Annotated in this window: 30 protein-coding genes, 16 tRNA genes and 2 pseudogenes; 39 read left to right on the top strand and 9 right to left on the bottom strand. The window is 33.3% G+C overall.

Annotation, left to right across the window (positions count from 1 at the left end; genetic code table 11):
• Positions 1 to 124: 124 nt before the first annotated feature.
• From AAGG74_RS15815 to AAGG74_RS15805, 3 genes and pseudogenes are all read left to right on the top strand, one after another.
• On the top strand, positions 125 to 418 hold the full coding sequence (locus AAGG74_RS15815; protein WP_429676164.1) for a hypothetical protein: 294 nt from the start codon (positions 125 to 127) through the stop codon (positions 416 to 418).
• 219 nt (positions 419 to 637) lie between these two features.
• On the top strand, positions 638 to 937 hold the full coding sequence (locus tag AAGG74_RS15810; protein ID WP_429676163.1) for a hypothetical protein: 300 nt from the start codon (positions 638 to 640) through the stop codon (positions 935 to 937).
• 142 nt (positions 938 to 1079) lie between these two features.
• A pseudogene (locus AAGG74_RS15805) lies at positions 1080 to 1208 on the top strand (IS1595 family transposase); the annotation flags it as partial.
• A 124-nt stretch (positions 1209 to 1332) separates the two neighbouring features.
• Here the strand turns inward: AAGG74_RS15805 and AAGG74_RS15800 are convergent.
• Together AAGG74_RS15800 and AAGG74_RS15795 are read right to left on the bottom strand one after the other, a co-directional pair.
• Positions 1333 to 1554 carry a helix-turn-helix transcriptional regulator gene (locus AAGG74_RS15800; RefSeq protein WP_429676162.1) on the bottom strand — a complete coding sequence of 74 codons (222 nt, stop codon included), beginning with the start codon at positions 1552 to 1554 and terminating at the stop codon, positions 1333 to 1335.
• Entirely contained in the window at positions 1555 to 1857 is a 303-nt protein-coding gene (locus tag AAGG74_RS15795; protein ID WP_429676161.1) for a hypothetical protein, read from the bottom strand.
• 609 nt (positions 1858 to 2466) lie between these two features.
• Between AAGG74_RS15795 and AAGG74_RS15790 the strand changes: the two genes are divergently transcribed.
• Entirely contained in the window at positions 2467 to 2703 is a 237-nt protein-coding gene (locus tag AAGG74_RS15790) for a hypothetical protein (protein ID WP_429676160.1), read from the top strand.
• 139 nt (positions 2704 to 2842) lie between these two features.
• Here the strand turns inward: AAGG74_RS15790 and AAGG74_RS15785 are convergent, their stop codons facing one another.
• A complete protein-coding gene (locus tag AAGG74_RS15785; protein ID WP_429676159.1) occupies positions 2843 to 4009 on the bottom strand; it encodes a homing endonuclease associated repeat-containing protein in 1167 nt (388 codons plus the stop codon).
• 183 nt (positions 4010 to 4192) lie between these two features.
• On the opposite strand from AAGG74_RS15785, the gene AAGG74_RS15780 reads away from it, so the two are divergent.
• The 9 genes from AAGG74_RS15780 to AAGG74_RS15740 all read left to right on the top strand — a co-directional run bounded on the left by AAGG74_RS15780 (position 4193) and on the right by AAGG74_RS15740 (position 9672).
• The gene (locus AAGG74_RS15780; protein WP_429676158.1) at positions 4193 to 4765 is read left to right on the top strand and encodes a hypothetical protein; all 573 of its coding nucleotides are present in this window, start codon (positions 4193 to 4195) and stop codon (positions 4763 to 4765) included.
• 72 nt (positions 4766 to 4837) lie between these two features.
• Positions 4838 to 5431 (top strand): hypothetical protein, encoded by a 594-nt coding sequence (locus AAGG74_RS15775; RefSeq protein WP_429676157.1) that lies wholly within the window; start codon positions 4838 to 4840, stop codon positions 5429 to 5431.
• 106 nt (positions 5432 to 5537) lie between these two features.
• Entirely contained in the window at positions 5538 to 6074 is a 537-nt protein-coding gene (locus AAGG74_RS15770; protein ID WP_429676156.1) for a hypothetical protein, read from the top strand.
• Between the two features lie 54 nt (positions 6075 to 6128).
• A complete protein-coding gene (locus AAGG74_RS15765) occupies positions 6129 to 6698 on the top strand; it encodes a DUF6434 domain-containing protein (protein WP_429676852.1) in 570 nt (189 codons plus the stop codon).
• 120 nt (positions 6699 to 6818) lie between these two features.
• Entirely contained in the window at positions 6819 to 7400 is a 582-nt protein-coding gene (locus AAGG74_RS15760; RefSeq protein ID WP_429676155.1) for a hypothetical protein, read from the top strand.
• A 47-nt stretch (positions 7401 to 7447) separates the two neighbouring features.
• Positions 7448 to 8089 (top strand): hypothetical protein, encoded by a 642-nt coding sequence (locus AAGG74_RS15755; protein WP_429676154.1) that lies wholly within the window; start codon positions 7448 to 7450, stop codon positions 8087 to 8089.
• Positions 8090 to 8176: 87 nt separating this feature from the next.
• Positions 8177 to 8749 (top strand): hypothetical protein, encoded by a 573-nt coding sequence (locus tag AAGG74_RS15750; RefSeq protein WP_429676153.1) that lies wholly within the window; start codon positions 8177 to 8179, stop codon positions 8747 to 8749.
• A gap of 90 nt (positions 8750 to 8839) precedes the next feature.
• A complete protein-coding gene (locus AAGG74_RS15745; protein ID WP_429676152.1) occupies positions 8840 to 9433 on the top strand; it encodes a hypothetical protein in 594 nt (197 codons plus the stop codon).
• A 47-nt stretch (positions 9434 to 9480) separates the two neighbouring features.
• Entirely contained in the window at positions 9481 to 9672 is a 192-nt protein-coding gene (locus AAGG74_RS15740) for a hypothetical protein (RefSeq protein WP_429676151.1), read from the top strand.
• A 35-nt stretch (positions 9673 to 9707) separates the two neighbouring features.
• Here AAGG74_RS15740 and AAGG74_RS15735 read toward each other — a convergent pair whose 3' ends face one another.
• The gene (locus AAGG74_RS15735) at positions 9708 to 10133 is read right to left on the bottom strand and encodes a hypothetical protein (protein ID WP_429676150.1); all 426 of its coding nucleotides are present in this window, start codon (positions 10131 to 10133) and stop codon (positions 9708 to 9710) included.
• A gap of 4 nt (positions 10134 to 10137) precedes the next feature.
• Positions 10138 to 10527, bottom strand: a complete 390-nt coding sequence (locus tag AAGG74_RS15730; protein ID WP_429676149.1) for a hypothetical protein — start codon at positions 10525 to 10527, stop codon at positions 10138 to 10140.
• Positions 10528 to 10768: 241 nt separating this feature from the next.
• Between AAGG74_RS15730 and AAGG74_RS15725 the strand changes: the two genes are divergently transcribed.
• A complete protein-coding gene (locus tag AAGG74_RS15725; protein WP_429676148.1) occupies positions 10769 to 11188 on the top strand; it encodes a hypothetical protein in 420 nt (139 codons plus the stop codon).
• A gap of 266 nt (positions 11189 to 11454) precedes the next feature.
• On the opposite strand, the gene AAGG74_RS15720 is transcribed toward AAGG74_RS15725, so the two are convergent.
• The 3 genes from AAGG74_RS15720 to AAGG74_RS15710 all read right to left on the bottom strand — a co-directional run bounded on the left by AAGG74_RS15720 (position 11455) and on the right by AAGG74_RS15710 (position 13670).
• On the bottom strand, positions 11455 to 12522 hold the full coding sequence (locus tag AAGG74_RS15720; RefSeq protein WP_429676147.1) for a phosphoadenosine phosphosulfate reductase domain-containing protein: 1068 nt from the start codon (positions 12520 to 12522) through the stop codon (positions 11455 to 11457).
• A gap of 288 nt (positions 12523 to 12810) precedes the next feature.
• Entirely contained in the window at positions 12811 to 13260 is a 450-nt protein-coding gene (locus AAGG74_RS15715; RefSeq protein ID WP_429676146.1) for an anti-sigma factor domain-containing protein, read from the bottom strand.
• A gap of 2 nt (positions 13261 to 13262) precedes the next feature.
• Complete coding sequence (locus tag AAGG74_RS15710; protein WP_429676145.1) at positions 13263 to 13670, bottom strand: hypothetical protein; 408 nt, start codon at positions 13668 to 13670, stop codon at positions 13263 to 13265.
• A 363-nt stretch (positions 13671 to 14033) separates the two neighbouring features.
• Between AAGG74_RS15710 and AAGG74_RS15705 the strand changes: the two genes are divergently transcribed.
• From AAGG74_RS15705 to AAGG74_RS15695, 3 genes and pseudogenes are all read left to right on the top strand, one after another.
• Entirely contained in the window at positions 14034 to 14318 is a 285-nt protein-coding gene (locus AAGG74_RS15705) for a hypothetical protein (protein WP_429676144.1), read from the top strand.
• A gap of 416 nt (positions 14319 to 14734) precedes the next feature.
• Positions 14735 to 16432, top strand: a complete 1698-nt coding sequence (locus AAGG74_RS15700; RefSeq protein WP_429676143.1) for a DUF3981 domain-containing protein — start codon at positions 14735 to 14737, stop codon at positions 16430 to 16432.
• Between the two features lie 194 nt (positions 16433 to 16626).
• A pseudogene (locus AAGG74_RS15695) lies at positions 16627 to 17402 on the top strand (RNA-guided endonuclease TnpB family protein).
• Between the two features lie 162 nt (positions 17403 to 17564).
• On the opposite strand, the gene AAGG74_RS15690 reads toward AAGG74_RS15695, so the two are convergent.
• Positions 17565 to 18563 carry a ParB/RepB/Spo0J family partition protein gene (locus AAGG74_RS15690; RefSeq protein ID WP_429676142.1) on the bottom strand — a complete coding sequence of 333 codons (999 nt, stop codon included), beginning with the start codon at positions 18561 to 18563 and terminating at the stop codon, positions 17565 to 17567.
• A gap of 480 nt (positions 18564 to 19043) precedes the next feature.
• Here AAGG74_RS15690 and AAGG74_RS15685 point away from each other — a divergent pair.
• From AAGG74_RS15685 to AAGG74_RS15580, 22 genes are all read left to right on the top strand, one after another.
• Positions 19044 to 19120 (top strand) — tRNA-Ile (locus tag AAGG74_RS15685).
• A 72-nt stretch (positions 19121 to 19192) separates the two neighbouring features.
• A tRNA-Leu gene (locus tag AAGG74_RS15680) sits at positions 19193 to 19278 on the top strand.
• A 62-nt stretch (positions 19279 to 19340) separates the two neighbouring features.
• Positions 19341 to 19417, top strand: a tRNA-Ile gene (locus AAGG74_RS15675).
• A 7-nt stretch (positions 19418 to 19424) separates the two neighbouring features.
• Positions 19425 to 19519, top strand: a tRNA-OTHER gene (locus AAGG74_RS15670).
• 45 nt (positions 19520 to 19564) lie between these two features.
• A tRNA-Thr gene (locus AAGG74_RS15665) sits at positions 19565 to 19640 on the top strand.
• Between the two features lie 10 nt (positions 19641 to 19650).
• A tRNA-Gly gene (locus AAGG74_RS15660) sits at positions 19651 to 19724 on the top strand.
• Positions 19725 to 19820: 96 nt separating this feature from the next.
• A tRNA-Ser gene (locus AAGG74_RS15655) sits at positions 19821 to 19910 on the top strand.
• A gap of 253 nt (positions 19911 to 20163) precedes the next feature.
• A tRNA-Ser gene (locus tag AAGG74_RS15650) sits at positions 20164 to 20255 on the top strand.
• Positions 20256 to 20322: 67 nt separating this feature from the next.
• Positions 20323 to 20394, top strand: a tRNA-Glu gene (locus AAGG74_RS15645).
• Between the two features lie 266 nt (positions 20395 to 20660).
• Positions 20661 to 20735 (top strand) — tRNA-Asn (locus tag AAGG74_RS15640).
• 3 nt (positions 20736 to 20738) lie between these two features.
• Positions 20739 to 20814: transfer RNA gene (locus AAGG74_RS15635), tRNA-Asp, on the top strand.
• A 10-nt stretch (positions 20815 to 20824) separates the two neighbouring features.
• Positions 20825 to 20899: transfer RNA gene (locus tag AAGG74_RS15630), tRNA-Trp, on the top strand.
• A gap of 4 nt (positions 20900 to 20903) precedes the next feature.
• Positions 20904 to 20975 (top strand) — tRNA-Asn (locus AAGG74_RS15625).
• Positions 20976 to 21145: 170 nt separating this feature from the next.
• The gene (locus tag AAGG74_RS15620) at positions 21146 to 21667 is read left to right on the top strand and encodes a hypothetical protein (RefSeq protein WP_429676141.1); all 522 of its coding nucleotides are present in this window, start codon (positions 21146 to 21148) and stop codon (positions 21665 to 21667) included.
• 597 nt (positions 21668 to 22264) lie between these two features.
• Positions 22265 to 22340 (top strand) — tRNA-Arg (locus AAGG74_RS15615).
• A gap of 237 nt (positions 22341 to 22577) precedes the next feature.
• Positions 22578 to 22652, top strand: a tRNA-Met gene (locus tag AAGG74_RS15610).
• A 226-nt stretch (positions 22653 to 22878) separates the two neighbouring features.
• A tRNA-Arg gene (locus AAGG74_RS15605) sits at positions 22879 to 22951 on the top strand.
• Between the two features lie 187 nt (positions 22952 to 23138).
• Positions 23139 to 23357: a hypothetical protein gene (locus tag AAGG74_RS15600; protein ID WP_429676140.1), complete on the top strand. Its 219-nt coding sequence runs from the start codon at positions 23139 to 23141 to the stop codon at positions 23355 to 23357.
• Positions 23358 to 23405: 48 nt separating this feature from the next.
• Entirely contained in the window at positions 23406 to 23642 is a 237-nt protein-coding gene (locus tag AAGG74_RS15595) for a hypothetical protein (protein WP_429676139.1), read from the top strand.
• A 124-nt stretch (positions 23643 to 23766) separates the two neighbouring features.
• Positions 23767 to 23976, top strand: coding sequence for a hypothetical protein (locus tag AAGG74_RS15590; RefSeq protein WP_429676138.1), 210 nt, complete (start codon positions 23767 to 23769; stop codon positions 23974 to 23976).
• A gap of 70 nt (positions 23977 to 24046) precedes the next feature.
• Complete coding sequence (locus AAGG74_RS15585) at positions 24047 to 24412, top strand: hypothetical protein (RefSeq protein WP_429676137.1); 366 nt, start codon at positions 24047 to 24049, stop codon at positions 24410 to 24412.
• A gap of 348 nt (positions 24413 to 24760) precedes the next feature.
• A complete protein-coding gene (locus AAGG74_RS15580) occupies positions 24761 to 24913 on the top strand; it encodes a hypothetical protein (RefSeq protein ID WP_429676136.1) in 153 nt (50 codons plus the stop codon).
• Positions 24914 to 24991 lie beyond the last annotated feature (78 nt).

Raw genomic sequence — 24991 nt, 5'->3', positions numbered from 1 at the left:
AGTGAGATTGATTATAGATTGAAAGAGATGTAATCAAAAATGTGGTAAGAAAGAATAGCTTTTATTTTATTGATTTTAAAGATAAAGGAAAACAATTAATGAATGATGTTAAGGGGGATTACATATGGGATGGAGTGTCACAATTACGTCCAATAAGGAAATTTCTATAGAAGAAGCAAAAGATATTTTTTCATCTTTACCTGTTGGATTAAAAGGACCTTGGGATGAATTGGGTATAGAACCGGAAGGAACAGATAAATGGCACGCCGCTTGTGACATATACTTCCCTAAAGGAAAAGAGTGGTTGATAGGTGGATATTATAAGATAAGCGGACATATTGCAGAAGAAATGGTTGAACATCTAAAAAACGAACTAATTAAGAATGAACATACTATCTCTGTGAATCATAGGTGGTAAAAATGAGAGGTTAATCGCAAATGGAAAAAGTTCTGAAGGTGTTAGACGATGAAGGTTTATGTTTATCTATTGAATCGAAAAATTTAAATTTAATAAGACTATTATTTGAAAATGATCCAGAAATAACGAACAGATATGTTCTACATTGTCTGTGTTTAACTGGGGTAATCCGCTTCAAAAAATTGGGAGGGATTGGATTGTCGTAAAAGAGATGTCTTATTGAAGTATTTAAAATCATTAGAGATTAATTTATATGGAGAAACATTGAGATGTAGAATGGTTGCTGAAAGGTTGTTATCCCACTGTGATTCGCTTGAGATTGATAAAGAAGTTGTGGGCTATTTCTATCCTGGATGGGAAATTGCTTCTCTTTTTATGAATGAGACAGAGAAAAAGAGAAAACAACTTATTATTCTTGAGGAAGCGGTAGATAAATGCCTGGAAGAAAGAAGAATTTCAAAAAAATTATTAGATGCTATAGATCTTGAATTAGAAGGAATGGATCAATCTAAACTTTAAACACAACTCTGAACAAAAGTTGGGGAACTCTTTATCTTAGGTGTGCGCAAGCATTTTGCCTGAATCTAATTATAAAACCAAGGTTGATAAGAACCTTGGTTTTTTATCTTAAGATATTTTCTTATAGATTGTTGTTTTTTGTACGGTTAATGAGCGAAAAAACAACGTGTGAATAAAGGGGTTTTTCATATGCAAAACGTTAACAACTTTCATAACCGTTTAAAAAGTAGGATGGAGCGATACCAAGATCTAGAACAACTACCTATATTGGTTACCTTGACTCGAATTAAGCAAAAATGTGTATTTGAAAAGCGAGTAGAACAAAAATCATTTATGTGTCTCATTATCTAATTATACAACAGTAGAGTTATTAAGAAGTGCATAATAAAAGACCTCTATATGAGGTCGATTTTATCATTTCTAGTAGACTCGTTTATGAAAAGATCGTCTACTGTGGTATCTAGCACAAAGGCTATATCAAAAGCTAGTTGTAAAGTGGGGTCATATTTATCGTTTTCAATAGCATTTATCGTTTGTCTTGTTACATTACAAAGTTTAGCCAGTTCTTCCTGAGATAGTTTTACCGATTTTCTTAATTCCTTAATGTGATTTTTCATTTAACCGCCGTATTTCTTCTTAGACAATAGTAGTGAGATTAAATATATAACCGAAATCACAACTAGAAAAACAAATGGATTCATACCTTTATAAGAACTGTCTGTCCAGGTTGTTAAATATATAGATTCGATAATTTCTAATAACACAACACCAATTACAACTGTAAACGTGTACGATTGTGCTTTCATTTTAATGTAATTTGTCCTTTCATCACCTAATTTAGGTAATGACGCAAGAATTGTCACAATTAAAAAGATGCATATTGCTAAAATAATTAGAAATAAACCAACTATCCAATCCATAATTCAATCCCCTCTCACGTAAATGTAAAAAGTATTTTACATTTATTATTGTATCATTTGTTTCAGGGGTGTCAAATTGTTTTTACATTTCTGATTATTTATTGATAATGACCAATAACAACAGGATCTCTAAAAGAGACTTGTTTTAAAAAATAGTCCTTTTTATTAATCCAAAGCTAGCCTCTTCTAGTGCCTTTTTTTCACTTCCGAATTTATTAACCAGTGTTGAATAGGATGGGTTTCAAATGATTTTTTTGATAAACCTTGCTTGTTTTCGGGCCATCAGTGATGTTAAGCCATTCTTTGATTGATAAATTAATATTCTTGTGGAAGCGGAAGAGGAACACCTGAAAGAAAGATGAAATTCGAAAAAAATATTGGAGCTATAAATTTTGAATTAGAAGAAATAAACCCAATTCAAACTTCAAACATAACTCTGAAACGAAAGTTGAGGAAGTCTATATCTTAGATATGCACAAACATTTTATCTGTATCTAATTATTTCAGGCTGTTTCCAGAAAGTTTATTGTTTTTAACTATTCTTAAATTAAAGCTTTATAATATTTAGGAAATACTCAAAAGAGAATATTATGACAAAGGATGATAGCAGTGGAATACACAATTGAAGAGGTACGGAATTACATCGAATCGCTTGGTCATTATAAAAAGGTTACTTTTGTAGAAGAACAAAAGGGAGATTGTATATACTTTGATGCGATTAACACCGACGGAGTAGATGTTTCTATTAGGGCTGATGTCGAAGATGAAGTGAGTATGAAGGAATGGAGTTTTTACGAATGTTGTGACAAGTATGATTGGAATAATGTAAGGGAAATTTATCAATAAAATCTCAACTTTGTTAACTTATCAAAAGAAACGAACATTATGAAGCTCGGTAAAATTAATTTTTATTTTTTGTTTACTACGGGTACAAAGGACATCTTAAAAATAAAGACCTTGGTTATACAAGGTCCTTTTTTTATGTTCAAAGTAACAATATCTGCAAAAGGGGCTTTATTTTGAAACATAGTTCTCTTATTGACCAAATCAGCGCTTTTAAATCCTTCTTCCAACTTCCAAATTTATTTACCAGTGTTGAATAGGATGGGTTTCTAATATTTTTTTGATAAACTTTGCTTGTTTTCGGACCATCAGTGGTGTTAAACCATTCTTTGATTGATAAAATGATTTGTTCATCTGATATAAAGGTATAAATTTGTTCTGGATTATTTCTAATTTCAGCCTTGTTTAAGGCTATATTCCCAGCAGAAGACTTTAGTTTGGACATTTTGTAGGCTTGCACAGTATAAGGACCTCCATAATTCTGTTTCCATCTTACTAAAGTGTTTATTGTTTCTTCTTCTGTATAGTTATTTGTCGAATTATAATAAAGCTCTTTTAGGCCAGCTGATTCCATAGCATTTTCCCAACTATCAAAATAATAATGCATTGTACCTAATGAAGGTGAGAGATTTTGTTTTGAATATTCAATTGAAGTAAGTGGACCATTATATGATTCTGCCCATTTCTTCAAAGAATCAAGAATACTGTCCTTTGTAAATTTATAGGTTCTAACATTTTCGGTGATTAAACCCGCTTTTTTCAGCGCATTTATCCAAGAACCAAAATGGTAATAATAAAGGCTAGAACTGGGGGATAATCCTTGTTTTCGATATTCGATTGTACTGTAAGGTCCACAAAATGACTTTGCCCACTCTCTTAAATTGTCTAATAGAAATTTTTCGTCGTAACGTTGATAAAGCTGTTTTATAGATTCTTCTACTTTTTTTTGGATTTTTGCGCTTTCGATAGCTTTTGTCCAGGAACCGAAGACTTTGACATAATTATGAATGCTGGGGTGTTTTCTTGATAATCTGTATTTTTCTTTTGTATACGGTCCGTCTTCATATTCGACCCAATTCCGCAAGTTTTCTAATAGCTTTTCTTTGGTATGCTTCTGAGCGTCAGTTTGATGTAATGCTTTTGTCCAAGAACCGAAGTATTTAATCACTGTACTATAAGAAGGCTTTAAACCTTGTGCTCGATATTCTTTTATCGTATAGGGACCATCAAAACTTTCAACCCACGAAGAGAGGACTTTTAATAATTCTTTTTTCTTTTCTTGTTGTTTTGCATTATCTGCGTTATTCAATTTAATTCGCTCTTTGAGGTTGTTCTTTAAACGTTTTTTTGTTCACCTAAAAATAAGCATACAAATTTTTTTAGAAGGAAGAAAAAAATAAGCAATGAAGACACAAACAAAAAAGAATGTCATTTCGGGTTTTTCAACTTCTAAAAAAACTAATGTAATATATAAAAATAGGAGTGAATGATATTGAAAAAAGTATGGACTGTTATAAAAGATGAGGGAATTGGAATGGGAGCGGATAAGAATGAGGTGCAGAAAATTCTCAATGAACTTGGGAATATGTCTCGCTCGATAAATAAAGAGAAAGCATTAGAATTATTTAATTTCGAAGTAAAAGGTTTTCATCTGAATAAGATTGATGGAATAGGAGAAAATTTAAAAACAGAAAAACAAGAGATGCTTTCAAAGTATATCAGTGCAGTAGAGATCAACTATTATGGAAAAGGTGAAGAGTTAGAATGTATAGTCGATTTCGAGTTGATTAGACAATACTTTGGAAAAGAAAAAATACATCATATAGATGAGGATATTTTAAATGCTGTATATCCTCAGTGGGAGTTTGTCTCTATTTTTATTGAAGAGTCACAACGAAACAGAATGCAATCCAAAATTCTCGTAAGAGCTGTCGAGAAGCAACTTAAAGATAGGAATACCTTTGGTAAATTGTTGGCTGCTTTCGAATATGAGATCAAGAAAAGAAAAATGTTATCTGATTACAAGTTTCGCTTAGAAGATATAACTTATAAAGTTCATAAATAAACCTTTTCTTTCAAAAGGGAAGTAAAGAAAAATGACATTTATACCGGTGTTCAATTATAGAGGAGAGAATGAATGTTAAAGACAGTAAAGCTTTTAGAGAATATGGGATTGAAGTGGAAAATAAAGAGTCAAACAATCATTTATTTTGAAAGATTATTTAAATTATGTAGGAAGATTAACAAGGAGGATGAAATCACTGTCGATGAAATAAAAAATTTTATTAGTCAAACGAAAATAGTTCCTAAGGGGATGCCGGTTTCTTCACTTGGGTTTTGTTTAAGTGTAGAGGATGAAGAACACTTAAATAGATATTTAAGTTACATACACCTTACTTGGGATGATTCAAGATGTAATTTAATACCCGAGATCACTACATTTAAAACATTAAGAATACAGGATGATAAAATTTTATCTGTTCTTAAACCAGGTTGGGAAATACAATCGTTGTTTCTTAATTCCGAAGAAAAAGTTAAAAAACAAATATCAATACTTTGCGGTGTGGTAGAAATGCTTTTAGAAAGAGAGAATTTCACTGAGAAGTTGTTACAATGTATCAAAGAGGACATAATAACGGAGCCAAATGAGTTTCAAAAAGAACTGTTTAAACGATTTAAAATGAATAAAGAATTCTTAGATATAAAACGTCTTGTTACAAAAGAAGAATAAGCACTATGGAAAAAGTGTCTATGCCATATACAATGGAATACTATATCTCTCTTCAAAAATAAGGTTCTAAAACAAAAAATGATCGTAGAAACAAGGTGGGAATTTAATGTGGAAAACTAAAGAGTTGCTTATAAATGAAGGGCTCGTCCCCGGCGTTCCTATGGATGAGTTAGATAAAATTATCCCAGACAACGCAGATATATATAGATTAGATAGTAAACCAATTATGTTAATTGACTTTTTTGGAGATATTCAGGATGTTCGTTTGGTTCATTTGGGTGAGTTCGGGGATCATTTAACACTTGAAAAGCGAGAAGAACTGTTAAAACATCTTAATAGATTTTACATAGAGACTGATGGAGAAGAAATTGATAGTTATTTAAGTGTGCGTGATATAGAAGCGTATAAAGATAAAGAAGAGGGTTATGTCATAAGTGATAAACTTATAGTTGCATTAGAAGGAGAAGTGTGGGAAATAGCTTCATATTTTATGAGCGAGCAAAAAAAGTTTTGGGAAAAGATCAAAGTTCTTAAGAAAACAATTAGAAAAATAACAGAAGAAAAAGAATTACTTAAACGCTTAGTTGATTGTTTATATCAAGACATAGAGCAAGTTCTGAAAAATGAGAATTTGTCAGCTTAACCAACATAAAAGAAATAAGGGCGCATTGTAGGAATAGATAGGAAGTGATTTGTGTTGAGACCAACATTAGATAAAAATGTTAATATTGAGAAATTCAAAGATTATTATTGGCTAAAAGAAGAATTACAAACCTTTTGCCGGCAACACGGTATAAGCGCATCTGGATCAAAAGAAGAGATCACCGATAGGATCGTTGTTTTTTTAGAAACTGGAGAAATAAAAAAGCCGCTCAGGAAAACTTCTACTTACAAAAAAACAGATGACCATCCTTTAAGTTTAGATACCGTTATTCAGGAAGGCCATAAATGCAGCCAAAAAGCGAGAGAGTTTTTCAAATCGGTGATTGGCCCTTCATTTCATTTCTCTACATACATACAAAACTTCTTTAAACAAAATGTAGGAAAAACATATAAAGATGCAGTAGAAGCTTGGTATGAAGAAGAAAAGCGAAAAAAGGAGCCTGGATACAAAAAAGAAATAGGAACACAATTCGAATATAATCAATTCACTAGAGATTTCTTTTCAGATCCCGCAAACAAAGGGAAGAATAGAGCGGATGCTATAGCAGCTTGGAAAGAAATTAAAAGGTTGCCTGGAGATAATATATATCGGCACAATAATTAATTGGTATGTTAAGGCTGTCCGAACGGATAGTCTTTTTTGTTTTTTCTTATATAGCGGCGAATAGATAGTAAAATTGAGATTCAGACAAGAACAAGCACCTAAATGGAAAGAAGGGAATATATGAAGAATAAGGGGAATGACAAAGACGGAAAAATTGAAGATTTTGTAGTTTTAAAAAATATTTTAGTATTCTTTGAAAATGAGGGGATAACTCCTGATATTGATCTTGAGAGGGGATTGACCAAAAATCAAATGAGAGGTTTACAAAAGGAATTTATAAATGGATCAATAGAGAAGGGGATAGAAAACATTTTTGATGTCATCGATTTTATATCTTTAGATCCTGAAATATTTCTGCCACTCGAAAATATAAAAACAGAAATTAGGTGGAAATTCCATAAATTTTTAGAAGGTGCAAAAATTTATTTTAGCAGCAATGGTTCCTTTGACATTTTGTTTAACTTTTACACAGAAAGTTTATTTATTGATTATCCGTTAACTGAAGAAATGAAAGAAATCTTATGTTCTATTTCGCCAGGATGGGAAATTAAAGTGTTATTCTTAAATGGAGATAAAATTAAAAAGCAGTTTAAAAAAGAAATGAAGAAACTAGTACTGGGATCTTTAGAACAAAAAAGTTTATTGGAGCGATTAATTAAAAGCATTAATGATTCTGTGTATGCATTAAAGTTGCAGAGTTAAGTAACGTTGTATTCGTAAAATCAAATGGAAAGAAGGCGAACTTTTCGGTGAATTTTGATAAAAGTGTAGAACTAATTAATGATTTTCCAATATTGAAGAACATTTTTCAGTTTTTTGAAAAAGAAGGTTTCTTCATTAAATTAAAAAGAGATTTAGAAATATCTGAAAATCAATTGAACAAAATTCAAGACATCTTTATTAATGATTCTGTTGAAAGAGGTTTAGAGAGTTATTTTGAATGTGTGGTTCAATCTATATCTATTCACATTACTAGTGCTGAATTATTTTTTGATCTTTGTAGATTAAAGAAAGATACATATATAACATTTATAAGATTATTGAATAGTGTCTATATTGGTTTTTCTAAAAATAGATTTCTTTTCGGTTTCAGTTGGCTTAATTATTGTAACGTAAAAAAATTCTTAACAATTACAAAGGATATCAATCTATTACGTGTTCGTGGTAATGAAATCGAAGTGTTTAAAGAAATTCTTTGTTTCATAGCACCTGAATGGGAAATAAAGCAACTATTTTATGATATCGATAAAGACATAGGAGCTCTGTTAGTAAATGAAGTCACAAAAACTGTGAAGGATAGATTAGAAAAAAAGAAATTATTAGATGATCTAATGTGTAGCATAAAACAATCAATAGATGATTATAAAAAGACCTTTGCTCAAGCTGAGTAAGGTTTTTTTCTTTGTTTTCTAGTTTAGAAATCAAAAATGGTAGTATCTAAAAAACAAGGAACTGATAAAAACAAAAAGGAGATTATTATGAAAAAAGACAAAGGATTAGAAAAAAGAATTAATGATGATTTTAGGATGAATAAAGGGATCTCTAGAATTCTAAAGGTTTTCTTAGATAATGGTTTTTATTTTGTCGATGAGGATGAAATTCTTAGTTTTTTAAATCAGTTTCAAGATTGGGATGTCTCTGATTTTCGAGATAAGGAGCTAAAAGATATATTGGCATATATGTTTCATCAAAGTTGGATAGGATTTGATGCAAACAAATTTAAGTTATCTAGACGAGATGGGCAAACTGTAAAAACATATGAATCTATTATACATTGTATGGATTATGTGAAAGTATCGAGATTCGTTTCGAGACTAGAATGTTTTTGTTGTTCCTTTGAAAACTTAAAGCCTGATATGCCATTTAAAATAAAAATAGAGGTCTTAACATATTTTTCTCCTAAGTGGGAGATTCTTTCGTTATTTTCAGACACAGAAAAAATAAATTCAGTGTTATCTCACTTTCTAGAAGATTACTTTTTTAAGGAAGTCAACAATTTAAATTTGCTTGAACAAATAAAGAAGGCTATAGCAATAGAAGCAAAATCGTAAATCAAAAATGAGTCTTATCCTTTCCTTGAGAATGGATGAGGCTTTTTTATTTCAAAAGAATAGCAGCAAGAAAAAAGGAGTGTATTAGCTTTGGTTAAATTGATTGATTTGGACGCCGAAATAATCGCAGTTAAGCAATGTCCCGCTCTATATGAGATTTTCAACTATCTAAAATACAGGGGGTTGGGGATATTAGAAAGAGACTGCGAAATTGAAGACTACAAAAAGAATTTATCTTATATTTCTAAATCGCTTAAGGAAAATAAAATAGGTAAGGCGCTAGACAAAATATTTTTAAAAGATAACCGAATCTTAATAGTTGCGAACAGACAAAAATTTATTTATACATCACAAATAAGTGCTGATAAGGTGAGAGGATACAATGAATTTGTGGATGTATGTAGTGAACTTGAATTTATCCATACGAGCGGGCTTTTTTTCTTCAATCCGTTTTATGGTTTAGATAATCATAATAATGAAGATGAACATCTAATTGCTTGCCAATCGATGGAAATGGATATAAAGGTGCTGTTTATGAGAAAGGAAGAAATAGAGTGGTTCGCTAACTCTATCTTTGTAAAGTTTATGGTTTTAGAATCAGAAATGATAAATAAACACATTAAAGAGATAGTAGCGAAGCATACTGTTGAAAATAATGATTCTTGGCATTGGCCGTATGGATGATGTGCTTTTGTTATATTGGAACGCTTTCTGGAAAGGGAAGAGGTTGAGTGAATAAACTTTCTGATTGGAACAAAGAGATTAGAGCGGTTAGGAATTATCCCGCTCTAATCTCTATTTTTAAATATTTTAGAAATAGGGAAATAAGATTGGTCGAAACTGAAGGAACGATTTTAGATTATAAAAGAGATAAACAATCGATTGATTATTGTTTTAGAGAACAAGAGATTGTAATTACATAGAGCATTTTAAAAGAGAAGAGTAAAATCTTCTCTTTTTAGACTTTAATGTTCTCTTCGGTCAAAGTTCTTCCCTTTATCAAGGAATAAATATCTAAAGGATGTTTTGGCAACACCTTTATTCTCTTCCCGATAGCAAAATACAGAATTTCCTTTCTCTCTTCATAAACATTGAAAATGATGCGAAAATCTGCTTTCACTGATTCCCATCCTCTTTTTTCTTTTATATGAGGAGGAATAGATTGTAAGTAACGCTTTCTATAACCGTATGTAGATAAGGGAGGAAAATTAGTTTTTCTACTCTCGCTTTTCCAATTTCTATCTAGGTTTTTCATTTCTTTGTTAATCTGCTCAGTAAAAAGACCCCAATCATTGGGGTCAACTAACTTTTCTTGTTTGATCAACTCTATATCTTCTAAAAATGATTCCGTGATTATCGGTTGATACTTCGGCTCCTTCTTCAAAAGTTTACCCCCTGTTTTCTAGCAACTTCATAATGTCGTTTGCATCATTGACTTTATAGGTCTTCGTTCTTCCTTCTTCAACATCCAATACGCGCTGTTCGAGATCTTTTGCTAAAGAAAGATCTTCGAGCATACTTTCGTAGCGTTCGATTTGTTTTTGTTGTTCTTCGACTAGTTTTTGTTTTTCTTCAACTAAGTCTATTATGGATTCATACTTTCCCCAATCCATCAATACTAGCGAAAGATCATTGTTAGAGAAAATACCTAACTTTTCAACCTGTTTTGCCTTTTCGATTAACGATTTTTGAGAAATAGTCCGGAAGTTGTTAGCTGGAAAAATTTCTTCTTTTGTCAGCTCTTTTGTAGGCATAATTTTTTCTCCTTTCTTTTTCATTACTTACACCTCCCATTATACTCATTATTTTATTCAAAAACGTTAAAAGTGTAAATATTGTGCACATAAATTTGCACATAAATTTGTGCTTTTTTTTGTTTATATTTTATTAAAAATATCCCCGTTTATTCCTTTTTTTATTCAGTAATAGGTGTTATCATCAATAAACAAACGCTGCTAGACACGTTTGGGATTTTATCTGAGGGGATTCATTTATATTAAGAAAAGGGGGGGTTACTCAATGAAGCACTTAGAAACACCTAAGAATAGGGAAGTATCTCAGTTGGCAGACGAGGAATTGGCGGAAGCTGAAAAACTTAGTCGTGAAGAATGCGAGGAACATTTAAAACAACTGGATGAGCAGAACGAGGATAAGCCTTATTATACTATGATGGATACTATTAGAAGCCAAGGGGAAATATTTTGGCGATTCGAGATTTACAAAGAATACGAATTCGAAGAAGCGGGCCTAAAGCTTTCCGATCTATTGGAAAAAGGCTTATGTCAACTGTTCGAAAAAGATGAAAGTGAAGAAGATGAAGACTCTGAATTGTCACTTCGATATGGAGACCGAGGAGAGTTGCTCGAATCAGAATGGGAAGAGAGACCTGAAGGGTTAACTGTTGGCAAATGGTTTAGACAAAAAAGAAGCGAGAGTTAATTATAAATGACAAGAAAGAATTTCTGCCCGAGAGTTGGAAGAAGCTAAAAGTAAAAGGATGCAGAGGATGCACGGAAATTTGCTTATATAGAAGGGTTTATAATGGGTTTGGAGGTAGGTTATAAAGAAAACGGTAAACCAATCGTAGCCAATCTCCAGACAAAAGGAGAAGCTAATTAATAATCACTATTAATGAGTTGCAGTTTTAATATATTTTTATATATAAAAAGCAGAATAACATCTGCTTTTTTCGTTATATATTTAAATTAAACCGGACCTCCGGAACACCCCCTAAACGCACCTCTTGGCAGTGTCCAGTTGTCAGTTACAATATCATCAACAGTAAAGTTTTTGTTTAGCGCTTTTTCTTTCCAAAACTTTAATTCTTCTCCAGTCGGTAGCAAATCAAGAGTTCCTTTATCGGCTTTTTCGGGTAGTGTCATTCCATTGTGGATTGTATGATTGATCTCTGTTTCTTTAGCTGCCAGTTTATTGAACCGCTCATCTGAAATATGTCGCATCATCGCCCAATGGTCTGGGGAGGAGAAAATACATCCAAAGCAGCTAGTTCTACTCCAACCTAACATATATGCAGGGTGAGGCTGAATATTCCACCGTTTTATAATGTCCCAAACTTGTTCCTCTGACCAATCGATAATAGGTCTCCAAGAATGAACAAGTTTTTTTCCGCTATTACAGGTATGAAATTCGGCTTCAGCGTATTTAGATCGGTTAGAACTTTCTTCTCGGCGCTCACCAGTTATAACTAAGACCTTTTTATTCAAATACTTAGGATCATTATTAAGCGTTCTTCGATAAGGATCGATTTTAGCAGAGCTGCTACACCATCTGGATTGAAGACTAGCTGACATAGCGGGGAATTTTAATCGAGTAGATTTTTTACCTCTGGTTGTTTCTAAACGTATAATTCTTTTTTCGCCTTTTTCATTTGCAACTTCAAAACACACGTCATTAGTCAAAGAATCTTTTCTCATTAATTCGCCAAGTATTCCTCCTTCTCTCCACTGATGAAAAATGGGAATGTTAAAGTATTCAGCTAATGCTTCACAATAAGACTCTGTAACTGGCCAATCCATAAATTCTTCATCTGTGGGGCCACCGTCAATTTTTTGATGGACAATTTCTATCTTTCTCTTGTCCACTCCTAATTCTAAAAGGTGCAACAAGCAAGCAACAGAGTCTTTCCCGCCAGATAAGGAAACTGAATAAATGTCATATTGATTTAATGTTAGTAGGCTAATACTTTCTTTAATTGAGGTATTATTTTTTTTGAATTTGTCCGTATCAAAAATCTGTAAGCTTAATTGTTCCATTGAATGTCCTCCTAGAGATTTTTCAAATTATATCATTTGAAAAAGTATGATTAGAGAAAAAACAAAAAATATCAAGTGGTCAAGATTTGAGAAAAAAGAATGATGGAGTAAAAAACGAGTCAAGAGGAACATAAACATAAAAAAACAACCTCAGAATTAGAAGGTTGTTTTAAATAATATGAAAGAAGGGGAGTAATTGTCTTAGATGTGATTTTTTATTTTCAAATGATTTTAACCTTGATTAAGGAACTATACGTTAAGGAAAAAAGTATCAGATTACAGTTATCATTAACGATTAATTCTTTCTTTATAAAAAGAATGAGATTTTTTGATCGTATGACAAACATCTCGTAAAAATTCGGAATCCTGGTGGAAGCAACATTCTTTTTGATCTGACTTTTTGCTTTCGTTTATTGCAGATATAGACTGTTTCGAATGACTATGAAAATCACCATTCAGCTTCTTTGGATCGCCCGTTAAAAAGAAGGTAATAAGACCAGAAAAAACAAAAAGCACAATGATAAAAGAAATAGCAAAAGTGTGAAGGGCTAATTGTTGAATGTTATTCTTATTCAATAATCTTTTTATCCCAGATAAGATAATATCTCTTTCACAAAACCATATTTCTTCGCCAATCGTACACACAAGAGGGTCTTTTTTGATTTTAAGAAAGTCTCTGTTGGGTGTCATTACTGCTACGTGGTCATTGTATTTATCTAAGACAATACCTCTTCTCATATTTACTGAATCGCCTCCAAAAAGTATGTTTTCAGCTCTTTATATGGGCCATTTAATAAAATAGCGACAGCTATTATGTATGATCTGTGTTTGAGAAGATATCTTTTTGAAACACGAAACTGTCTTTTTAGTGTCTCTATGGGGAATAGCTTATCTTCTATGAAGATGGGAATAACAGCCACAAATTTAGCGATTTCTAATAAATTTTCCTTTATCTTTTGGCTTTTTGGTATAAGCTTGAGAGTGGAGCAGTTAATATTATGCCGCCTCAATTCATTACAGAATTTTTTAATCTCATTTCCCCTATTATTCTCCGGGTTTGATGTTGTATTTCTTTGAGTTTCATTCCTGAACTCAACAAAGTTATAATCGCTTGAACTAGCAAACATCGTAGCATCTTTATTACGCAATAGTCTTTCTCCTTAAATCAAACATCAGATACAATTTATCCAATATATGTTTTGATAACCAATTTAAAAAATCTGTGAGTTAAAGTATAACATCTCATTTTTAGAAGTTAATAGGCGAATGTGCCTAGTTGTTGATTTTTTGAAACTTTTTTGACAAGATTGTAATGTTTTTGTTTTATTCATTAGGTAATTGAGAGTGTGAATAAACGTCTATATACCAATATTAACAGTTATGGTTGTAAAGAAGAGTTTAGTTAATTATTTCATACAAAAAACGAAAGATATGAAAAAATATACAACTCCACTTTATTAATGAAATAATCTATAATAACACTATGACGATTTGATAAAGGCGGAGAAAATATGAGCGAAAAAATAAATGCAAAGAATGGTACGATCGTTCTAAATAAGTTAAAGAATTATCCGGACATAGATTTAAAAACCTTTGTAATAGGAGAAGAAGTTGTGAATATAATGTTTGGGAACAGGTCGATTGCGGTTAACTATAAAGGAGATGGCGCTTTTGATATAAACGTCTTTGATAAAGCGGTGAAGGGGAGACCTGTAGTTTCTCAGAAAGCTAGTGATATTGAGAGTTTATTTTTTGCGTTACAAATCATCATAGATCTTCTTAATTCTCTAAAATAAAAAAATCAACATAATGATTTAGCACGCGTTAAGAGATGGCGTGTTTTTTTGTTTGTGTTTTCCAAAAGGATGTTTTCGTAAATTTTGTTGTTGTTTAATAACACTATGAAAAATTATAATGAACTCAGTAAGTGCAAAAAATAGAAATAGTAACATAAAGGGAAATAACTTCTCGGCGATGAATTAACAAGATTTAATCAACTCAAATGGGCAATCGAAGATAAATAATTTACACTTCAGATTTCCCTTAAATGCACAGAAATAAATCAAAGGCCTGAATTTAATTCGGGTCTTATTTTTTGGTTGGAGACAACATTAAGAAAATAATGTTTTAATTTATCTATTTTTTCTCCACTATATATATAAAATGTTTTAAACTAATCAAGAAAAAATAATAGAAAGAGAGTGAAGGAAATTTGAAGTTTATCGTTTTATTGATTTTATCTTTATTAATGTTGCCATTAAGCAAGAAAAGTTATGTAAGTGAAAGATCAGATGGATTCACATTTAAAATATTTTCGTTGGTTCCGATTATCGTATTTTGGATTTTGACCGGAATAATTGAATACTTCTTCCTGTTGGATAACAATATTAGTGGCGTGTTGGTTGGATATGCATTATTGTCTGCAATATTTATTGTCATTTCCTTGTACTTTGCAGAAGGAGAGTCTCGAACAATTAAAATTGGAAAACTAACAGCTAGTTTACTTCTGTTTTTATCATTTGTTTATTTTGGATTTATCAACGATATGGTAGTGGCTGAGAAAAAGTATGAATCAGTTAATAGCGAAACAAAAGAAATTTCAGAACCTTTTACGGAAAAGGACACTCCGTTTTCTGTTCCTCCTAAAACAGCTAAAAACAAAATGAAAAAAGTTTTTGGAGATATTCCTAAAGTTTCTTATTACGAACTAGGGGAGTTGACTCCGCAAAATATTAATGGGGAACTGGTTTATGTAGCGCCTATTGAAATTTCGGGATACTTTAAAGCGAGAAAAGCAGAATATTCACCAGGGTATGTCACAATGTCTGGGACGGATCCTGATGCAGAAGCAAAGTTGCATTTAAAACATAAAATGAAATACATTCCTAGTATGTATTTTGGTGATAACTTGGATCGTGTTATTCGTAATGCCGAGCCTAACTTGATATTTAAAGGTGACGAAAAGTTAGAAGTAGATGACGAAGGAAAGCCTTTCTATACCAGAACCTACGGTGACTTTGTTAGTGGCCGTTCGGGATTTGTTCCAAAAGGTGTGGTTGTAGTAGATCCGGAAAATGGCGATGTAAAGAAATACGAAATGAAAGATGCTCCAAAATTTTTGGATGCAACGATCAACTATGAAACGGCTGGATATTTAAATGATACGTTCGGAACGTTAATTCACGGCATCTGGAATAGTTGGTTTTCTAAAACCGATGTGAAGTTACCAACTGATTGGGGAACAAAAGAAGGCGTGACTCCTATCTTCGATAAGAATGGGAAAATGTTATTCTTCTCTGACTTTACTTCACCAAAAGAAGGTGTCGATTCAGCATTAGGATATTCTTTGGTGGATGCTGAAACAGGCAAATTGACTTATTATGATGGTGATAAGGTCAAAGGAATTATGGATGGATCCGCAGCTCAAGAGGTAGTCGATAACACATTTAAGAAAGAAAAATGGAAAGGTACTATGCCGGTTCTTTATAATATTTATGGGGAAGCAACCTGGATGGTACCAGTTGTAGATGATGGGGGACTTGTCCGTTCTTATAGTTTGATCGCTGCTTCGAACGCTAAAACGTTTGCTAGTGGTAATACACAAAAAGAGGCGTTTAAGAAATATAAAAATGCATTAAGCAGAAAATCAGGTGCTGGAAAAGCGTCTTCTACAGGGAAAAATATGAAAGTGGAAGGGCAGGTGGTTCGTACTTATAAAGAAAGTACGGATGACGGCATTGTGGTTTATTTATTGTTGAAAAACAATGATCAAATCTTTATGGTATCGTCAGCTGACTTCCCATATGCTTTATTTACAGAAGTGGGAGATAAAGTGAAGGTCGAATACAAAGACACAGGTGACTTGAATATGTCTGTATCCGATTTCTCTAATAACAATTTTAAAAAATAAAAGCGAGAGGGGATTTTCCCTCCCGCTTTTTTTAATGTCTAGTTATAAAAACATTTTTTATGATAGTTCGGCAGAACACCCGTGACTTCAGTCGTGGGATGAATGCCGAACGGTCTTTTGCTTTGAAAAGGAAATAACGTTTGCTATAATCAGAACATCTGTTTCTAAAAAACAAATGAATGGAGGTGAAGAACTTGCTCAGACACCGTGCTTACAAATTTCGAATCTACCCCACAAAAGAACAAAAGATCTTAATACATAAAACCTTCGGTTCTTGCCGTTTTCTCTTTAACCATTTTCTGCACAAGTAGAATCAAACGTATGAGAAAACGGAAAAGGACTTTCTTATAAAGCTTGCGCGAATCAATTGCCTCAGTTGAAAAATACATACATTTGGTTAAAGGAAATTGATTCTACCGCGCTTCAGAGCTCTGTTCGTTTTTTAAGTGATAGTTTTACTCGCTTCTTTAAAAAGCAGAATCGAGCACTATTAGCTAAGAAGAAGAACATCAAGTTAATCGATGCTAAGAATTATCAGAAGCAAAAGATAAAAGTAGCTCGTCTTCACGAGAAAGTGAAAAACCAACGCCAAGACTTCTTACATAAATTATCTACTGATCTCGTCAAAAACCACGACGTGATCGTGATCGAAGATTTACATACCGAAGGTATGTTAAAGAACCGAAAGTTGTCTAAAGCTATTTCTGATGTCTCTTGGAGGGAGTTTGTCTCAATGCTGACATACAAAGCTGAATGGTACGGGAAAAGCCTCGTCAAAATTGATAGATGGTTTCCTTCTAGTCAGATTTGCAGCAACTGTGGCCATCAAGATGGACCGAAACCACTTAACATCAGGACCTGGACTTGTAATAATTGTGGCTGTGCTCACGATCGTGATGTCAACGCTGCAATGAATATAAAAAACGAAGGTTTAAGACTTATTGCCGGCGGAAACAACGGTGTAGCCTGATAAAATAACTAAGACCTATGGCCAAAGGAAAACCGATTGGCTAAGTCTGGTGTTCTCAGGAATCTCGGTACTTTAGTTCCGAGTAGTTTAATCTAAAAGATTAGAAAGACAAACAAAAACACCAGACCCATTTCTGGTGTTTTTAATAAGCGGATATAAGAGTTATTGATCCATTTTAAGTTCTTTGATCCGTTTAGAAACAAGTTGATTTAATTCTTCCAATGCATTGATGGCTTGTTCACGCTGATGATCATTTTTCGGAGTGATTTCCGGAATTCTTTTCTTATACATTCCGATGCTGATTAAATGTCCTTTGAAGTTGTTAAATTTCTTGTTTAAACCCAGATAAGTTAATTGAGTCGATAGCAAAGCATTTTTATCAATCAAGAAATTTTGAATATCTTCTTCTTTTGCTAATTCGGTATATTGGAAATCTGTTAATTCTTCACGAGTAACCTTTTTACTAACAAGTTTTTCTAACATTATTTTTCGGATAAGTTCTTCACCCATAGAAGATACGAACTCTGGTTTATGTTTAGATAATTCTTTTATCCATCTTACAAGTGCGCTTAATGATGACATACTAAGAGCTCCGGTTTGCAAATCGACTTCAATTTCTGTTCTAGGGAAATAATCCAATACATTAATGTATTGTTTTACCGCTTGCGGACCTAAGTTGATTTGTTTAGCAAATTTGTTAATAGGTGGCTTACCCCAAGCAACCCAACGATCATAAGTTGACTTTGCCCACTCAAAAGGAGTCCAATTCACACGACCACTTTGTAAACTTATAAGTCTTTCCTTCTCTTCTAGATCGTTAAGGGGCTTATCTTTAATGTAAACAGGAATTTTTTTTATTCCACCGACTTGTTTTGCAGCATAAAGCCTTCTGTGACCTGAAAGTAAGACATACATTTTTCCGTTTTGATAAACAGTTAATGGTTCTTCCCAGCCTCTTGTGCGGATAATATTCTGCATTTCTTCTGTTCTTATAGAATCATCTTTTCGAGGATTCAAAGGATTTGGGATCACTAAATTGATAGGTACCCAATCTAATCTCCCGTGTTCGGAATCATTTTCTTGAGTGAAAGCCTGTTGATTAACAATCACTTCTTTGATTTCATTTTCTACAATTACTTGCTTTTCTTTCTGGGTAATCATTATGTTCTCCTTTTTGCTATGTAATTTAATATTCATTTATGTTTAGAATCATTTTATATTTTTAAAAAAAGAAGGTCAATATAAATTTTATTGAAAATAATTTTTTTGGAAAAATATATTTTTTTAAAAGCGCCTTTGTGAATTCTTTTAAATAAAGATCCATAATATCTGATAGGTTTGAAAGGATTATGAAGAGTTGAAAAATAACTATATAGAAACTCTTGATCGTAATGAAAACGTCTAAACATAAGTGTTTCGGGGAAATATCTATATAATCTAACAGGTAAAGGAGAATTGCAAATGAAAAATTACTAAGAAGAAAGGAACCAGTTTTTGATCATTTTGAATAAAATCTTAAAACGAATTTTCGGATAAAAATTAAATCGAAAAAATCATTTTTTTATAAAAAATATTTATTTTTTTAAAAAAAGGTTGAAATTTAAAAATAAATAATATTATAATTCAAATATCAAAACAAACGGGCCCTTAGCTCAGCTGGTTAGAGCAGACGGCTCATAACCGTCCGGTCGTAGGTTCGAGTCCTACAGGGCCCACCATTTTTATTTTTTGAAAAAATAAAAGGGATTAGAAAAATTAACTTTAATACATATAATCCATCTTATTATTACGCGGGTGTGGCGGAATCGGCAGACGCACAGGACTTAAAATCCTGCGGGGGGTATCTCCCGTACCAGTTCAAGTCTGGTCACCTGCACTTAAATTTAAAATAAGAGAAATGTTCAACAAAAGAACAATGAATATTGATCTTATCTAATTGGACCCTTAGCTCAGCTGGTTAGAGTAGACGGCTCATAACCGTCCGGTCGTAGGTTCGAGTCCTACAGGGTCCACCAATTATATGTCGCTGTAGTTTAGTGGGAAAACGCCGTAATCCTGAATGACTTGGCAAAGTCTGGAACAGTTGGTAAACCTAGGTTCGATTCCTAGTGGCGGCAAAGGCGAATTGAAAATACTAGTCAAGTAGATTCGCTATATATTATGCCAGTTTAGCTCAGTAGGTAGAGCAACTGACTTGTAATCAGTGGGTCGCGAGTTCAATTCTTGCAGCTGGCACCATATATAACGAGCGGGCGTAGTTTAACGGTAGAACATCAGCCTTCCAAGCTGTTGGTGTGGGTTCGATTCCCATCGCTCGCTCCATAATGCGGAATAGTTCAATGAAGAATACCTTTTGGATAGTGTACATATGCCATTAGGAGGGTCGGTTCAACTCCGGCAATCCGCTTCATATAACGTGGAGGAATACCCAAGTCTGGCTGAAGGGATCGGTCTTGAAAACCGACAGGGGTGTCAAAGCTCGCGGGGGTTCGAATCCCTCTTCCTCCGTTAGAAGTTTGGCATCAAGATCTATTATTAGTGTTTTGAAATGGATAGTGCCTCAAATGTTCGTTTCAAGGGGATATGGTGAGACGAGGAGATGTTATTTAAGATGGATAACATAGCCGTGTGAAGCAATAAGTATTGAGGTGTTTTGCTTACTAAGCTCACGATTTGATACGGTGGGGGATCAAATCAATAAAACATAATTGATTTTTAGTTATTTACATATTACAAGAAGATTTGAAATTGCTTTTAAATTGGGGAAGTACTCAAGTGGCTAAAGAGGACGGTTTGCTAAACCGTTAGATCGGAGTTTCCGGTGCGCGGGTTCGAATCCCGCCTTCTCCGCCATATATTATATTCGAGGGTTGGCAATTGTCCCTGTCGAATCAAAAATTGAAAAAGTTTATTTGTATAAGGCCCATTGGTCAAGTGGTTAAGACACTGCCCTTTCACGGCAGTAACACGGGTTCGAGTCCCGTATGGGTCATTATTATTTTCATTAGGGAGCAGCCAAGTTCCATAATACTTAATCATTTCTTTTCTCTAGGTAAGAGGTCATTAGGCCTTTGCCTAATGGAAATAATTAGAAATATATATTTCAGTTATTATAAAAGCTATGTCCATTAGGGAGTGGTTGATACCATTCTAGAAAATAAATTGCACTGACTGGCATTCATTTTCTAAAAATACTACTGACTGGCCTACATTTGACGGCAAGGGGTTAACCTTTGCCTAATGGATATAGCTTATCATTCCTCCTTAGCTCAGTGGTAGAGCAATCGGCTGTTAACCGATTTGTCGTAGGTTCGAATCCTACAGGAGGAGCCATATGGTCCTGTGGTGTAGCGGTTAACACGCCCGCCTGTCACGCGGGAGATCGCGAGTTCGATTCTCGTCAGGACCGCCATTTTTCTCATAGGAGTTTAGTGTAATGGTAACACAGAAGTCTCCAAAACTTCCGATGATGGGTTCGATTCCCTCAACTCCTGCCAATTTTCCTCCTTAGCTCAGTGGTAGAGCAATCGGCTGTTAACCGATTTGTCGTAGGTTCGAATCCTACAGGAGGAGTATCTAAACATTAAGAAGCGAGACTATCAAAAAGATATAGTTCTTGTTTTTTTATGGAAGAAGATCATTATTTTTCGTCAGAGTATTGAAAATTTTTTTGAAAAAGAAATATAATGATCCAACACAATTTAATTAGAGAATATTACATAAAAAAAAGGGGATATACACATATGTCAAAAATCGCATTGTTCGAAGCTCTACCTTTAAAAAACACAATTTCCCGACGCATCCAAGAACTTCTTCAAGAACGAGATAATGTTGCATACGTTGAATGGGAAAAAGATCAACAAGGAGAAACTGATGTACCGACAAAAACAGTTGATCAAGTGACAGATGAACTTGATACTGCACGATTTGACTACCGTACCCTTAATACCTTAGTGGTGGAAGCTAATCTAAACGCAAAAGTTGTATGGGATGAAAAAGAACTTTCTATCACAGAAGCACTTGAACTTGCTCAACAACTTAGAGGTGAAGCTAATAAACTTAAGATTTATGGTAGATCCAAAAAACAAGAGCGTGTAAACAATTATTCTGACACGCCAACTTATCGAAAAGCAAATTTCGATCCGGAAATAATGCAAAAAAATGCATTGAAAATGGAACGTATGGCTAACCGTCTTTCTAACGCTATTGAGAAGGCTAACCATAATCACGAAATTGAATTCGCAGCAGCAGATAAGTATCTGTAAGATGGCTAGGTTTTACCTAGCTATGAGGATAAAAGTAATTTTATCTTGATAGCTGGTGTAAAAATCAGCAAAAACAGTAGGGAAGTAGAGAACCGCTTTAATTTGGAGCGTATCCAAATTGTTCTATTTTATTGTACAGGACAGACATTAGATGATATGGCGCTAAACGGATAACGATTTACAACTAACGGTTTACGAGATTTACGATTATCCGGACGCTTTGGTAAAGAGAGGGATCAATTTTTGATCAAAAACTATTTACTCTGTTCTCTACTGTTTTTTAAAACTGAATAATATTTTTATCTGGCTATGAGGATAAAATTTATTTTATCTTGATAGCCGGAGTAAAAACCGGCTGAGCAAAAGCGTATTAGAGAGCCGCGCGATAAGAGCGTATCTTATCATTCGCTTACTTCAAAAAGCTAAAATACATAACGTTAGGTACTGGAAAAACGGATCACGTTTAAACGATTTACGGGTCACGTTATTTACGAATTGCCGGACGCTTTGATATAAAGGTAAACATAACTTTTACTAAAAAATAAATTACTCTGTGCGCTTTTGCTCTTACTCTTAACATCATAGCTTAATTATTTTTCCGCAGTAGCTCAGTGGATAGAGCAATCGCCTTCTAAGCGATCGGTCGTAGGTTCGAATCCTACCTGTGGAGCCAATATGTTAATTAGCCATTGGAGCCTCTATTTACATAGAGTAGTAGAGAAAGGTTCAAGTCCTTTGGTTGACTTTGGTCCTGGTGCCGTTTAGTGCTTTATAAGGTGACTAGGTGTTATTATCCTCTAACAAATTCCTATCGGTTTATTGTTATCTGATGATACTCCGAAATATTGTAAGGTGTAATGCCGACGCACGTTAAATAGGGAAAACGTGTCACATCCAGGATCTTTAACATCACAGAGTGGAGCAGTCTGGTCAGCTCGTCGGACTCATTATCCGAAGGTCGGGGGTTCAAATCCCTCCTCTGTAATAATCAAACCGTTCGAAATACCTTGTATTGTGCAAATGAACGTGATGGTTGGATTTGAGTATAAAAAGGGTTAAGGATTTATAGGGTGTTATTTTCAATAAAATAAGGCTAATTGGATCTGAATCTTCAATTAGCGTTTACATAGATTTTTTAAAAAAGATATGTGAGACTATTGAAACAGAAAATGAAAGTAAATATAATTCCAATGTAAAATTCATTTTAACGTGCGGTTGTAGCTCAGTGGATAGAGCAATCGCCTTCTAAGCGATCGGTCGGGGGTTCGAATCCCTTCAGCCGCGTTTATATAAATGGTTATTGCGGAAACAGTAACATTTATATATCAAAGAAACTTCTTTTCTATTTTTATTTCCTGAAAAACGATCGGTATATTCCGGTCGTTTTTTGGTTCTATGAAGGTTTTCGTAATAAACCGAATAAGTGTAAATAGGGAGTTAATTTCCAAATGAAAATCAGGAGGGTGATATCTTGAACGAATGCTGCAAAGATAATCTGTTACCAGTAGTAGGGACAGTGAAGCACTTTGTAAAAGGGGCCGAGATATTAATACATAATATTCCCCACTACAAGTGCAATGTATGCGAGTATTTAGAGTACGATATTAAAGAAGTAAAGCCTATTGAGTATTTAAAATATGCTTTGTCTAACGATTTAAAAGAGATCGAATATGGGAGTGAAATTTCTTAAATAGCAAAAGGGAATTCAGTATCTTTTTTTCATATTAGAGGTGATTCTTTGAAGAAAATTAAAAGTTTACGAAGATATTTTAAACAGCATAGAAAACTTAGTTTTTTTATTGATATGGTAATGGCGGTAACTCTTATATCATTAGGTATTTTTCTAACAGGAAGAACACCTGGAGCATTTATTGGATTTTTTGTTTATGTGCTGATTAGCAACTTTTTCGGCACAAACCTATCAATAAATAATCCAGAACTTCTAGGGAGCAATGAAGAAGAGAATATGAAGTAAATTAAGATTTGTACTATTGCGAAACTGTGAGGATTCTCTTAAAACAATGTTGAAATTTTCTTTCCTAGCAATTTAAAAAACGATAATGGGATCATAACAATTTAAAAGTGAAGCAGGTGAGAATGTGTTTTCAGAAGGAATTAAAAAAAAGAAAAAAAGCTTGCGTAAATATTTTAAAAAACATCGGAAATTAAATTTTGTTATTGATATGGCAATGGCTGTAACGCTTATATCATTTGGGGTTTTATTGATAGGAAGTGCTCCAGGATTTTTCGTTGGGCTTATAGCTTATTTCCCGATAAGCATCTTATGGAATAGATTTGTTAATGAATAAACCACGGATTATTTAGGATAAGGAAAGAAAAATATAAAAAGATAGCTGAGTTAGGAGAGAGTAAAAGAAAATGATAAAAGAGTTATCTATAGAGAATTTTCGAGATATCAAAGAAAAGGGATTTTTTATAGAAGAAGGTTGTGGCTGCGCTGAATTTATCTATCAAGGTAATCAAAATATATGGCTAGTAATAGATAGAAGCTGTAGGAGCTCAGGAAACACTTCAGACGAAAAATTATGGGAAATCCACAGACCAAGGTTCTTTGATCAAATAACATTTAGCTATTATGTATTAAAAGGTGAGATGAAAGTAGACTGCATCGAAGAATACGGAAATGAACTTAGCCAGATAAAGTTACAAAAGGAATTAGAAAAGAGATTATATGATTACTTAAGAGAAAAGACAATATCGAAATGGGGCTCAGAATACCGCTAAGTAATATTGAAACTTATATAAAAGTACTGATAGATGATAGGAGGAGAATAACACTGAGTAGCCTTGTAGCGTTTTGGATATGGAATACAGGAATGTTCTTTATTTTGTTCATTATAATGCTTAAGTGGGTTAATAAAAGAAAGATTGGTACACGTTTTTTGTTACTTTGTCTTTCGTGGGCTATTCTCATTCCTGGGATAAAAATGGTGATACATAACTTTTACTCTTAAACGAGAGTGTAAAATACAAAGTAATCTTTTATTGTTGGTGATAAAGGAGTAATGATATAAAAAACGAACAGATTGTTAGATAAGTTTATAATTTGACATTACGTTAGGAGGAATGCGTATGAAAGAGTCAGAAAAACGTATCTGTACTTGCGATGACAAGAAAAATGCAAAAATTATTCATATTGATACACTAGTTGATGAAAACCAAGAACTTGGTTCATATAATGGGTACTATTGTATAGACTGCAATTCGTTCTGGAGAGAACCATAATTTTATTTAGACTTGGCCAACAAGCTGAGTCTTTTTCGATCCTTGTTTTATAGTAAGAGAAATGAGAAGTCCTGAACT

It is taken from the genome of Bacillus mexicanus (assembly GCF_050445615.1).
GTDB classification, from domain to species: domain Bacteria; phylum Bacillota; class Bacilli; order Bacillales; family Bacillaceae; genus Bacillus; species Bacillus mexicanus.
Note: the sequence above shows the minus strand (reverse complement) of the source record. Positions and strands in the feature narration are given on the sequence as shown.